Consider the following 12,329-nt stretch of genomic DNA (forward strand, 5'->3'; position numbering starts at 1 on the left):
GCGAGGCTTGCCCGCGAAGGGGCCCGTCAGACTAGCCCGGCACTCACCAACAACTCCTCCAACGCGAGCAAATCCGGCACCTTCGCCACCTGCTCCCCCACCTGCACCGCCGCCTGCTCCAGCGGACACAACGGCACATCGACGTAACTCAACTGACTGTCGAGCTTGTAGGAGCGAGGAATCCCCTGCACCAGCAGCGCAATGAACTTCAGCTCCGGTCGCCCGCCAAGGGCATTGAGAATGACGATCCGCGCCCGCTCACCGATGACGATCTTCTGGCCGCACGCCGATTCGAAACTCAGCAACGGAATCTGCCGGTCCCGCCACGTTACCAGCCCCAGGTACCACGGTGGCGTATCCAGATCGAACGCACCCGGTTGATAGTCAATCAGCTCCGCGACCGCGACGTTGGGCAGGATCAGGTTGCGGTCGGCCAGGGGCAGCAGCAGGCCGGTGAGGTTACTGGTGCGATGCTCAAGCATGGGTTTTGCTCCACAACGCGATGCTGTCGAGCAGCACCGATTCCTGGTACGGCTTGCCGAGGTAGTCGTTGACGCCGATGGCCATGGCGCGGTCGCGGTGTTTCTGGCCGGTGCGGGAGGTGATCATGATGATCGGCAAGTGCTGCAAACGTTCGTCGCTGCGCACTTGAGTCGCCACTTCGAAGCCGTCCATGCGCGGCATTTCGATGTCCAGCAGCATCACGTCGGGCAGGTGGTCTTCAAGCAGCAGCATGGCGTCGACCCCATCCTTGGCGGTCAGCACGTTCATGCCGTGGCGCTCCAGCAGACGGCTGGTGACCTTGCGCACGGTGACCGAATCGTCGACCACCAGCACCAGCAGCGGTTTATGCGGCTCGACCTCAACGTCCTGTGTCGCCGGCTGTTGCGGTACACGGGCCTGCATGGCGCGGATCGGCGCGAGCAAATCGAGAATCAGCACCACCCGGCCATCGCCCAGAATCGTCGCCCCGGACAATCCCTGCACCGACGCAAACTGCGGACCGAGGCTTTTGACCACAATCTCGCGGGTGCCGGCCATCGAATCGACTTGCACGGCAATGTGCCGCTCGTTGCATTGCACCAGCAAGACCGGCAGCGGCAGGCTCTGACCCAACAGTTTCGGACGGGTGCTGGTTTTGAGCAACTCGCCCAGATAACACAGCTCATAACGCTGCCCGGCGTATTCGTAGGTCGGCGGATCGAGCCGGTAATGCCCTTCAAGTTCGTTGGGCAGCACGCGAACGATGCCATCGATGGTGTTCAGCGGTATCGCGTATTGATCCTCCAGGCACTGCACCATCAGCGCGCGGTTGACCGACACGGTGAATGGCAAGCGGATCCGGAAGTGCACGCCCTGCCCCGGCACCGAGTCGATGACCATGGTGCCGCCGAGCTGCCGGACCTCTTCGTGAACCACGTCCATGCCCACGCCACGCCCGGAAATCTGGGTGATTTTCTCGGCGGTGGAGAACCCCGGTTGCAGGATGAATTGCAGCACGTCGCGGTCGCTGATGTCGGCGTCCGGGGCCAGCAAGCCGCGCTTGATCGCCTTGCGCCGCACCGCTTCCAGCGGCACGCCCGCGCCGTCGTCGCGGATGTCGAAAATGATGTCGCCGCCCTCGCGGGACAGGTCGAGGGTGATCCGCCCTTGAGCCGGTTTGCCCGCCGCGATACGCACCTCGGTCGATTCCAGGCCATGGTCCACAGCGTTGCGCAACATGTGTTCCAGCGGAGCCGCCATGCGCTCAAGCACGTTGCGATCCATCTCGCCTTCGGCGTTGCCGACCACGAACTCGACGTCTTTGCCCAGCTCACTGGAGACCTGGCGGACGATGCGTTTCAAGCGCGGCAGCATGCGCTCGAACGGCACCATGCGCGTACGCATCAGGCCTTCCTGCAATTCGGTGTTGATGCGGCCCTGCTGTTGCAGCAGGTTTTCCGCGTCCTGATTACGCCGGTCGAGGGTTTCCTTGAGGTCGAGCAGGTCGGAGGCGGACTCGAACAGCGCCCGCGACAACTGCTGCAACTGCGAGTGACGGTCCATTTCCAGCGGATCGAATTCTTCGTAACCGAGGCGCTCGGCGTCGACTTGCTGGCGGCTGAGAATCCGCCCCTGGGTTTCGGTGTCGAGCCGGCGCAACTGATCGCGCATGCGTTCGATGGTGGTTTCCATCTCGCTCAGGGCCACCTGCGCATCGTTGACCTGTTGCTCGATACGGCCACGGAAGATCGACGTTTCGCCGGCCAGGTTGACTAGATCGTCGAGCAGTTCCGCCGAGACCTTGACCATGTCGGCGCCCACTTCGACTTGCGGCGCCGCGGTGTCGGGTTTCGGCGTGGCGGGCACCACCACCGGCGTATCGGGAACCGATGGATGACTGAAATTCTTGATCGCGTCGATCAAGCGATCGGCCGACGGCAACGGCTGGCCTGCGCGGCTGGCATCGAGCATTTGCGCCAGTCGGTCGTGACTGCTTTGCAGCAGCGCGAACAGCGCCGGGGTCGGTTGCAGCACGCCCGCTGACAAGCCTTCGTAGAGAAATTCCAGCTCATGGGCGAGGTCGCCGATGGGGGCGATTTCCACCATCCGCGCGCCGCCCTTGAGCGTGTGCAGGTCGCGCAGCAGGGTTTCCACTTCCTGACGGTTCGACGGCTCGGCTTGCCAGCGCACAAGGGCCGCGCCGGAGTTTTCGATGATGTCGAAACCTTCCTCAAGGAAGATGTCCAGCAGCTCGGGGTCATGGCCCGGCGAATCATTGGCCGGCACGGGTTCTGCCGCTTCGACGGTGTGGGTGTTGCCCTGGCGGAACTCGCGAATCGCTTCGATCAACTCGTTCGGGGCACTCAGGGCGTGCTGGTTCTGCAACTGTTCAAGCAGCACCGCGAGGCGGTCATGGCTCTGTTGCAGCAGCTGCGCCAGGGTTTCGCTGTGGCTGTAACGGCGGTCCACCAGACCTTCGTAAAGACTTTCCAATTCATGGGCGAGGTCGCCGACCGGCTCGACCTCGGCCATCCGCGCGCCGCCCTTGAGCGTGTGCAAATCGCGCTGCAAGGACGACAGCGGCGCGGCGTTGTCCGGGTCGCTCAGCCAGCGCTGCAAGGCCTGGCCGGCGCTCTCGAGAATATCCACCGCTTCTTCGAGGAAGATCGAAACGATTTCATCGTCGAGCTCGACCTGAGTCGCAGTCTGCTCCAGTTCCGCGGTGGCGCTGCCCAGCTCGCGGATGCTCAGGGTGCGGCTGCCGTCGCTGCGAATCAGGCCCATGGACGACGGATCCAGGCTTTCATCGAGCAAGCCACGCAAGGCCCGGATGCGTTCCGGTTGCGGGCTGACTTCCTGGCCGGCAGCCAGTTCGTCGAGCATGTTGATCAGCGCTTCGTGGGCACTTTGCGCTTCATGGAAAAACCGGTCGCTGACCGCCAGACTGCTTTCTTCCACCGCGCCATACAAGTCGAGCAACGCTTCGCAGAGTTCATCCACCGGGTGCAGATCGGCGAGGTGCGCGCCTTCGCCCAGAGTGGTCAACTCATCCAGCAACGCGCTGAGTTCCTGACGCTCGCCCGGGTGCTGCTGCCAGCGCTGCAACAGACTTTCGGCGTCGAGCAGGATGTCCATGCCCTGGGCCAGGAAGTTGTTGATCAGCTGCGGATCACGCTTGATTCGCAGCGCGGTGTTCGGCGCTTTCAGCAGCGAGTCGAGACGCTCGGCGAGCAGCGCCTTGGTGCGCTCGATCAGCAAATCAGCATCCGGTATCTCAGCCAGCGGATCATCCTTGAGTTGCCGCAGCCCGAGACGGAACAGACCTTCGGCTTCCAGCAGCAGTTCGACTTCGTCGAGGTCGAGGGCGATCAGGTGTGCCTTGTATTCGCGGGCGAGTTGATCCAGTGGCGTCGCCAGCTCGGCGATTGGCAACACGCCGGCCATCGAGGCGCTGCCCTTCAAGGTGTGCAATGCCCGCTGCAACTCGTCACTGGCCTGCAACGGCACATGCTCGGCAGCTTGATCGAGGAAACGGTTGAGGCTGGCGAGATGGGTCTCGGCCTCCTTGCGGAAGATCTCCAGCAACAGCGGATCGAGGGCCGCGACGTCCTGGGTGTCTTCATCGCTGGCCGGTAAATCACCCTTGGCGAGGGCATGGGCGCGAGCGGCCAGTTGGTCGACCTGGTTGCATTGGCGCTGGGCATTGGCGGCAAATTCAGCCACCAGTCCCGGCAGCAGGTCCAGTGCTTCGCGGAGCAATTGTTGCACCGCCGCCCCAGGCGCAACGCTGTGTTCCAGCACGCGATTGAGCAGGTTTTCTACGGCCCACGCCAACTCACCCAGCACCAGCGCGCGGACCATCCGGCCACTGCCTTTCAAGGTGTGGAACGCTCGGCGCAGTTCACTCAACGCGGCTTTATCGTCCGGATTGGCCGTCCAGCGCGGCAAGTATTCGCGGAGGATTTCCAGAACTTCATCGGTTTCTTCGAGGAAGACTTCCCGCAGCTCATCGTCCACCGGTTCTTCATCGGCGGGTGGTGGCAACAGGCTGCCCGGGGTGGTCAAGGCCGGCGGATTGACCGAAGACACCGGGCTGGCCAACACGTCGGCCAGCGACTGCACGGTGTCCGGGTCATCGAGTTCCTGCAGGTCTTGCATCACCTGGGCTTCGCTCGGGCTGAGCACATCCTCGAGCATCGGCACATGCTGTTCGCTGGGGAAAAACCCGAGTGTCGCCAGGCTCTTTTCCGCCACGTCGAGCAATTGTTCGCCCGGTGCCTCGGGGTCGTCGCTGAGGCGCTCCAGGTAATATTCGATGCTGGTGATGACGTCGGCCAGGTTGTCCAGTTCCTGCCAGCCGGGCTGGCCCGGATCGAGCAACAGATGCTCGCGAATGAAGTGGTTGCAGGTTTCGATCAGGCTCGCCGCACGGTTCAACGGAATCATCGACAGCGCGCCGCGCACCTGGGTCAGCAACGCCGGCAAGGCCTGCAAATGCTGGCGATCCCAGTCGGCGTCGATGTAGTCGACGACCATGTCCTTGGCCTGTTGCAGGCAGATGCGCGCTTCCTTGATCACGATCTGATGGATCTGCGTCAGGTCGGTGGTCGGCAGGTGGCTTTCTTCCTGGCTCTCCGGCTCCACGGTGCCGACCATGCCGGCCAGCGTCGCTTCGACGTAGAGCAAGGCCCCGGCGACGTCCATCAGAATGGCGTCGTTGGGTTCGCGCTGGCCCTGGGCAAGGCTCAGCACCACCGCCAGTTGATCGATGATGACTTTGCGCGGCTGGCCGAAACCCAGCACCGCGAGGGTGTCGGCGATTTGCCGCAGCGGCGCCAGCAGGGTTTCGAGGTCCGAGGTGTGCTGGCGGTCACTGCGTACGAACAGGTCGAGGCGCTCCTTGACCCGCACCAGTTCTTCACAGAGCGCGGCCAGCACCGAGCGCATGGCGTCACGGTCGGGGCCGGCCAGGCGGGCGCGTTCTTCGTCGACCATTGCGCTGTCAGGCAGCGCGTCGTCCAGTGAGTAACGATCTTTCATGGTCAGCATCTGCCCGGTGGGATGTTCGGCCTTGGCAATGTAGAACAGCAAACTCTTGAGCAACTCCGGCGGTGCCGGCTGATTGATGCCGCGAATGCCCTGTTCGAGCAGGCGTTTGAGTTCTTTGTCGGCGTCCTTGAACAGGCTGCGTAGCGCCGGGCTGTTGGCAATCGAGCCACCGCGCATGCCTTCGACCAGCGCCGAGGCGACTTGCCACAACGGGCTCAGGGGCGCATTGCCGCACAACCCTTCAAGGCGTGAAAAAACCTTGGTCAGATAACCCAGGTTAGTGTCGTCATCCTGTTCGCGCAGCAACCCGACCAATGCCATTTGCAGCATCTGCCGCAGCTTGCGCAGCACATTGGGTAAATCCGTCGGTTCAAGCAGGGCCAGCGATTCTTCGTCCAGCGCCGGAAGGTCGAGCAATTGCGGACTGAACAGGCTGGTTTCCGACAACAGGCTGTCGCCGCGGGCACTGCGCAAATCGTTGATCAACGGCAGCACCACCAAGGGTAGGTCACGGCGCGCGCCTTGCACCCGGTCGAGGTAGATCGGCAGTTGCCCGAGGGCTTGCAGCAACAGGTGAAGCGCCTCGTCGCGATGGCTGACGCGGTTCTGTTGCAAGGCGGTGGCCAGGTGTTCCATTTCTTCGGCGAGCAGGGCCGCGCCGTAGAATTCGACCATCTGCAAACTGCCGTGAACCTGATGGATGCACGCCAGGCATTCGCTGAGGGCGTGCGTCGCCTGGGGGTCATCAAGCAGGGTTTCGATTGCTTGATGAGCCACTTTCAGCGTTTCGGCAATCTCGCCTTTGACCCACTCGAGGGCCACATAGTCGTGCCGATCACCCATAACCACTCCAAATCACTGCTCTACTCAAAAAAACCCGTACGCCTGCGGGCGCTTCACACTTTATCCGCCGCCTGCGCCTTGGCCGCCGGCAAGGTGAAACCGGACACCGAACGCCGCAGCTGGCTGGCCATTTTCGCCAGGTTGCCGATGCTCTCGGCGGTGGCGGTGGAGCCCGATGAAGTCTGCGTGGTGATCTGCTGGATCACGTTCATCGTCAGAGAAATCTGACCGGCCGAAGACGTCTGCTGCTGCGCGGCGTTGGAAATGCTCTGGATCAGCGCCGCCAGGGTCTTCGACACGCCTTCGATTTCTTCCAGGGCCACTCCGGCATCCTGCGCCAGACGCGCGCCGCGCACCACTTCGGTGGTGGTCTGTTCCATGGAAATCACGGCTTCGTTGGTGTCGGTCTGGATCGCCCGCACCAGGGTTTCGATCTGCCGGGTGGCGGCGGACGAACGTTCGGCCAGACGCTGCACCTCGTCAGCTACCACCGCAAAACCGCGCCCGGCGTCACCAGCCATCGAGGCCTGAATGGCCGCGTTGAGGGCGAGGATGTTGGTCTGGTCGGCAATGTCATCGATCAGGCTGACTATGTCGCCGATTTCCTGAGAAGACTCGCCCAGGCGCTTGATGCGCTTGGCCGTGTCCTGGATCTGCTCACGAATGTTGTCCATGCCGTGGATGGTGTTGTGCACCACCTCGTTGCCCTTGTTGGCAATTTCCACCGAACGTTCGGCCACCGCCGAAGATTCGGCGGCGTTGGCGGACACTTGGTCAATGGATTGGGCCATGTCGTTGATCGCGGTGGAGGCTTCGCTGATCTGTTGCGCCTGATGCTCCGAAGCCTGCGCCAGGTGCATCGCGGTGGCCTGGGTTTCCTGCACGGCGGCGGCAACCTGGCCGGCGGTGAGGTTGATGGTTGCCACCAGGTCGCGCAGTTGGTCGACGGAATAGTTGATCGAGTCGGCGATGGTCCCGGTGAAGTCTTCGGTCACCGAAGCGGTCACGGTGAGGTCACCGTCGGCCAGATCTTCGATCTCGTCGAGCAGGCGCATGATCGCGTTCTGGTTGCGCTCGTTCTTCTCGGCGGTTTCACGCAGCTGGCGATTGGTTTCGCGCACCATCACCAGGCCGATGAGGATGATCGACATCAACGCCAGCAGGCCCAGCACATAGCCGCCGATGGTGTCGGTGTCGCGCCCGCCGGCAAGATTTTCGAACCCGGTGGCCAGGTGTGAGGCTTCGTCGAGCAGGGTTTGCGACAGGGTGAAAATGTTGGTCGCCGATTCGCGAACCTTGAACAGTTCGGGCGAGGTTTCGAGGATTTCATCCACAGAGCCGGAGACGAATTCGAACAGCTCGGAAATCTCGGTCAACCGAGCACGCGCATCGCGGTCTTCGACCTGGCTGACCCGCAGCGACGTATTGCCCTGGAGCATGCCGTTGAGCACCTGACCGAACCGCGCGGCGTCACGACCAAACGCGTCGGCGGCCTGTTGCGAGTTTTCATCGCCGGACAACACGGTGTTCACCGCGCCCAGGATGCGTTCGGCCAGCAGCGACTGACGCTGGGCCATGGCGACCTGAGCGGCAGGGGCGCCACGCTGCAAGAGGATCTCGACGACTTTTTCGTATTCGACCTGCAACTGCGGCACGGTTTCAGCCAGGGTTGCGGCGACCTGATGCAGCGACAAAACGGTCTGCTCACTGGAGAGAATCGCGTCGGTGTTTTTCAGCAGGCGTTCCCAGTCCAGCTGCACCGCGCGCATTTCCGGGCGCACGGTGGACGGCGCCGGCGGCAGACCGGTGGCCGGGTCGCCTTTCTTCAGGTAACCCCAGCGCTGGGCGAAATCGTTGCGCGCATCGCTCAGCAGCTTGAACGCGGCAGCCTTGCCGGCAGCGGCTTCGGTGGCGTTTTTGGCGATGCGCTGGGACAGCACGCGCAGCTCGCCGGCGTGGCCGATGTACTGTTTGTCGTACGTGGCTTGGGTGTTGAGGTAAGCGAAGTTGGCGAACAGCAGCATGATGAAGATGATCAGCGCGATAAACAGCACGATGATCTGCGAACGGCTGCGCGATCCTTCCGGCTTGCCTGTTTTAGTTTTTATCATCGGTCCTCGCCTGTACTGCCCAATTCAACGACGCCCTTGTAGGAGCGAGGCTTGCCCGCGAAGCAGGCGCTACGGTCTTACAGGAACACCGCGTTTTCGTTCTTCGCGGGCAAGCCTCGCTCCTACAGGATTGCGGCGTTGCCTTGATTACAGCGCTACATGCATGAAGCTTTGTGACTGCGCCAGCGTGAACGGGCTGAATATTTGCCACGTCTGCTCACGCTGAAACCGGCCCTGGACGAACGCTGCAATCGGCCCATGCAGATCGGCCGTCGACACCGGTTCCAGACTGTCCTGGGCAAAGTGCTGCAAGCCAAAGACTTCATCGACCATCAACCCGGCAAACACCTCGTTGTGCTCCACCACCAACACCCGCCGCTGTTTGCGCAGGGTCGACTGTTCATGACCGAAGAAACTGCACAAATCCATGATCGGCAGCAATCGCCCACGCAGGTTGGCCACGCCCTTGACCCAGGGTTTGACGCCCGGCAACTGAGTGAAGCGCGGTTCGTGCAGGACCTCGCTGACTTCGCCCATGGGCGCGACGTACCAGTGCTCGCCCAGGCGAAAACCGATGCCGCTCCAGCGATCCTGCCGGGTCGGCTGGGACGGCAGATCCGCCGCCAGCAGACGACAGCGCTGGTCGATCTGCAGCAGCAGTTCGAAAGCCGTCAGCGACTCGGTCATGGCCGGACGATCAACCGGCCAGCACGGTGTTCAGGGTCTTGATCAGGGTTTCTTCATCGACCGGTTTGGTCAGGTAATCCTTGGCGCCCTGGCGCGTGCCCCAGACCTTGTCGGTTTCCTGATCCTTGGTGGTGATGATGATCACCGGGATGTGCCCGGTGTCCGGGTCTTTGGTCAGCTGGCGGGTCGCCTGGAAACCGTTGAGGCCAGGCATGACGATGTCCATCAGCACGGCGTCGGGTTTTTCCTGGCGGGCCAGGGCCACGCCGTCGGCGCCGTTTTCGGCTTTCAACACTTCATGACCGTGCTTTTCCAGCATGCCGGTCAGTTTGTACATTTCGGTCGGCGAGTCATCGACGATCAGAATACGTGCCATGGTCTTCCCCATTCTTGTCGACGCCGGGCCCGCTGGCCGAGCGTCACTGTGCGTGTCCTACTGCGGCAAAACGGCGGCGAAGCCCGGTACATGGGCCTGGATCGCGTTCAGCAGTTCTTCCTTGCTGAAAGGCTTGGTCAAAAACTGGTCGGAGCCGACGATGCGCCCCTTGGCCTTGTCGAACAGCCCGTCCTTGGACGACAGCATAATCACTGGCGTGGACTTGAACGCACTGTGGTTCTTGATCAACGCGCAGGTCTGATAGCCATCCAGGCGCGGCATCATGATGTCGACAAAGATGATCCCGGGGTGATTGTCGGCAATCTTCGCCAGGGCATCGAAACCGTCGATGGCCGTGATGACTTCACACCCCACGTTCTTCAACAGCGTTTCGGCGGTGCGGCGAATCGTCTTCGAATCGTCGATCACCATGACCTTCAAGGCGCTGGAATGCTGGTCCATAAATGCTCTGCCGTCGCCTTTGCGAATCAAATTGTCCATTTCCGATAACCGGAGGCTCGAAACCCTTGATGTTTAAGGGCCAGAACGATATGGCAGCCTTTTTAGCACAGTCTCTAAAACCAATCTATCGGGCGACTGGTGCAGTGGTTTTTCCTTGACCGGGAACACACTCAGCGCCACTCTGACGCCACTTTTTAAAAGCCGCTCCGGCCCCCAAATTCGAGGAAAAACCCATGAGCGTTCGCGTCGGGATTGTCATGGATCCTATTGCCAGCATTTCCTATAAAAAGGATAGCTCGCTGGCCATGCTGCTGGCCGCACAGAAGCGCGGCTGGGAACTGTTCTATATGGAACAGCGCGATTTGTATCAGGGCGAAGGCGAAGCCCGGGCGCGGATGCGTCCACTGAAAGTGTTCGCCAACCCGGAAAAATGGTTTGAGCTGGAAGCCGAGACCGACACGCTGCTGAGCGATCTGGACGTGATCCTGATGCGCAAGGATCCGCCGTTCGACATGGAGTTCGTCTACTCCACGTACCTGCTGGAACAAGCCGAGCGCGCGGGCGTGCTGGTGGTCAACAAGCCGCAAAGCCTGCGTGACTGCAACGAAAAACTGTTTGCCACGCTGTTCCCGCAGTGCACGCCGCCGACCGTGGTCAGCCGCCGTGCCGACGTGCTGCGTGAATTCGCCGACAAGCACGGTGACGTGATCCTCAAGCCGCTGGACGGCATGGGTGGCACTTCGATTTTCCGTCATCGCGCGGGCGATCCGAACCTGTCGGTGATTCTGGAAACCCTGACCGCGCTGGGCACCCAGCAGATCATGGGCCAGGCCTACCTGCCGGCGATCAAGGACGGCGACAAACGCATCCTGATGATCGACGGCGAGCCGGTGGATTATTGCCTGGCGCGGATCCCGGCTGCCGGTGAAACCCGTGGCAACCTCGCGGCCGGTGGTCGTGGCGAAGCCCGTCCGCTGAGCGACAAGGATCGCTGGATCGCGGCACAAGTCGGCCCGACACTGCGTGAAAAAGGCCTGTTGTTCGTAGGCCTGGACGTGATCGGCGAGCACCTGACGGAAATCAACGTCACCAGCCCGACCTGCATTCGCGAGATTGATAATGCGTTCGGCACCGACATCGGCGGCCTGCTGATGGATGCCATCGATCAGAAGCTAAAGGCTCGTTGATATAGAACAGCCAAGAAACGACCAACATTGCGTTATCATCCGCGGCCTGTGAAAAACGCGATGTTGGTTTTTTTGTCATGACGCTCCCGTCCGATTTGCCCGCTGAACTCGCCCATCGTGGCGTGCGCCCGGCCGATCGCCTCGGATTTACCCTGTTTCTGGCGGCGTTGATTCACCTGGCCTTGCTGTTGGGCGTCGGGTTCACGATGGTCGAACCCCAGCAGATCAGCAAAACCCTGGAAATCACCCTCGCCACCTTCAAGAGCGAAAAGAAGCCTGCGAAAGCTGATTTCCTCGCCCAGGAAAATCAGGAAGGCAGCGGCACCCTGGATAAAAAGGCGATTCCCAAGACCACCGAGGTCGCGCCGTTCCAGGACAACAAGGTGCAGAAAGTCACGCCACCGCCGGCCGCCAAGCCGCCAGTGCCGGAAGCCGCGCCCAAGGCTGCCGTGACCACCGTTGCGCCGAAGCCGAAAAAAGCCCCGGCCAAGAACGAAGAGGTCAAACCAATCACCAAACCCGCCGTGGCGGCGCCGACGTTCGACACTGAGCAGCTGTCCAGCGACATCGCCAGCCTGGAAGCGGAACTGGCCAACGAACAACAGCTGTACGCCAAGCGCCCGCGCATCCACCGCCTGAGCGCTGCTTCGACCATGAAAGACAAGGGCGCCTGGTATAAGGACGAGTGGCGCAAGAAGGTCGAGCGCATCGGCAACCTGAATTACCCCGACGAAGCGCGGCGCAAGCAGATCTACGGCAATTTGCGCCTGATGGTCTCGATCAACCGCGATGGCTCGCTGTACGAGGTGTTGGTGCTGGAATCGTCCGGGCAACCGCTGCTGGATCAGGCGGCGCAGCGCATTGTGCGACTGGCGGCACCGTTTTCACCGTTTACCGGGGATTTGTCGGACATTGACCGGCTGGAAATCATCCGCACCTGGAAATTCGCCCGCGGCGACAGACTTTCCAGCAACTGACACCCCACAAATCCCCTGTGGGAGCGGGCTTGCTCGCGAAGGCGTCGTGTCAGTCAACATCAATGTTGAATGATTAACCGCTTTCGCGAGCAAGCCCGCTCCCACATTTGAACTGTGTCGACTGGCAAATTGCGGCATCCCCAGCTTGTCAGTT

8 protein-coding genes are annotated in these 12,329 nt (G+C 61.7%); 2 read left to right on the forward strand and 6 right to left on the reverse strand.

Annotated features, from left to right (window positions below; all coding sequences use genetic code 11):
* Positions 1 to 26: 26 nt before the first annotated feature.
* From ACA049_RS28725 to pilG, 6 genes are all read right to left on the reverse strand, one after another.
* Entirely contained in the window at positions 27 to 482 is a 456-nt protein-coding gene (locus tag ACA049_RS28725; protein ID WP_497331573.1) for a chemotaxis protein CheW, read from the reverse strand.
* A complete protein-coding gene (locus tag ACA049_RS28730; protein WP_497331575.1) occupies positions 475 to 6,375 on the reverse strand; it encodes an Hpt domain-containing protein in 5,901 nt (1,966 codons plus the stop codon). The genes ACA049_RS28725 and ACA049_RS28730 overlap by 8 nt, the downstream gene beginning before the upstream one ends.
* Positions 6,376 to 6,428: 53 nt before the next feature.
* Positions 6,429 to 8,486, reverse strand: coding sequence for a methyl-accepting chemotaxis protein (locus ACA049_RS28735; protein ID WP_497331577.1), 2,058 nt, complete (start codon positions 8,484 to 8,486; stop codon positions 6,429 to 6,431).
* A gap of 147 nt (positions 8,487 to 8,633) precedes the next feature.
* Positions 8,634 to 9,173 carry a chemotaxis protein CheW gene (locus ACA049_RS28740; protein WP_497331579.1) on the reverse strand — a complete coding sequence of 180 codons (540 nt, stop codon included), beginning with the start codon at positions 9,171 to 9,173 and terminating at the stop codon, positions 8,634 to 8,636.
* Between the two features lie 10 nt (positions 9,174 to 9,183).
* The gene (gene pilH / locus ACA049_RS28745; RefSeq protein WP_497331581.1) at positions 9,184 to 9,549 is read right to left on the reverse strand and encodes a twitching motility response regulator PilH; all 366 of its coding nucleotides are present in this window, start codon (positions 9,547 to 9,549) and stop codon (positions 9,184 to 9,186) included.
* A gap of 57 nt (positions 9,550 to 9,606) precedes the next feature.
* Positions 9,607 to 10,011, reverse strand: coding sequence for a twitching motility response regulator PilG (gene pilG, locus ACA049_RS28750; RefSeq protein ID WP_219095115.1), 405 nt, complete (start codon positions 10,009 to 10,011; stop codon positions 9,607 to 9,609).
* 233 nt (positions 10,012 to 10,244) lie between these two features.
* On the opposite strand from pilG, the gene gshB reads away from it, so the two are divergent.
* Positions 10,245 to 11,198: a glutathione synthase gene (gene gshB, locus ACA049_RS28755; protein ID WP_497331583.1), complete on the forward strand. Its 954-nt coding sequence runs from the start codon at positions 10,245 to 10,247 to the stop codon at positions 11,196 to 11,198.
* 77 nt (positions 11,199 to 11,275) lie between these two features.
* Complete coding sequence (locus ACA049_RS28760; protein ID WP_497331585.1) at positions 11,276 to 12,175, forward strand: energy transducer TonB; 900 nt, start codon at positions 11,276 to 11,278, stop codon at positions 12,173 to 12,175.
* Positions 12,176 to 12,329 lie beyond the last annotated feature (154 nt).

The sequence above is a fragment of the Pseudomonas sp. LBUM1662 genome, from assembly GCF_059695915.1.

Excerpts from the sequence above, each read along its gene's own strand:
- ACA049_RS28725 (WP_497331573.1), bottom strand. The coding sequence starts at position 482 with ATGCTTGAGCATCGCACCAGTAACCTCACCGGCCTGCTGCTGCCCCTG.
- ACA049_RS28730 (WP_497331575.1), bottom strand. The coding sequence starts at position 6,375 with ATGGGTGATCGGCACGACTATGTGGCCCTCGAGTGGGTCAAAGGCGAG.
- ACA049_RS28735 (WP_497331577.1), bottom strand. The coding sequence starts at position 8,486 with ATGATAAAAACTAAAACAGGCAAGCCGGAAGGATCGCGCAGCCGTTCG.
- ACA049_RS28740 (WP_497331579.1), bottom strand. The coding sequence starts at position 9,173 with ATGACCGAGTCGCTGACGGCTTTCGAACTGCTGCTGCAGATCGACCAG.
- pilH (WP_497331581.1), bottom strand. The coding sequence starts at position 9,549 with ATGGCACGTATTCTGATCGTCGATGACTCGCCGACCGAAATGTACAAA.
- pilG (WP_219095115.1), bottom strand. The coding sequence starts at position 10,011 with ATGGACCAGCATTCCAGCGCCTTGAAGGTCATGGTGATCGACGATTCG.
- gshB (WP_497331583.1), top strand. The coding sequence starts at position 10,245 with ATGAGCGTTCGCGTCGGGATTGTCATGGATCCTATTGCCAGCATTTCC.
- ACA049_RS28760 (WP_497331585.1), top strand. The coding sequence starts at position 11,276 with ATGACGCTCCCGTCCGATTTGCCCGCTGAACTCGCCCATCGTGGCGTG.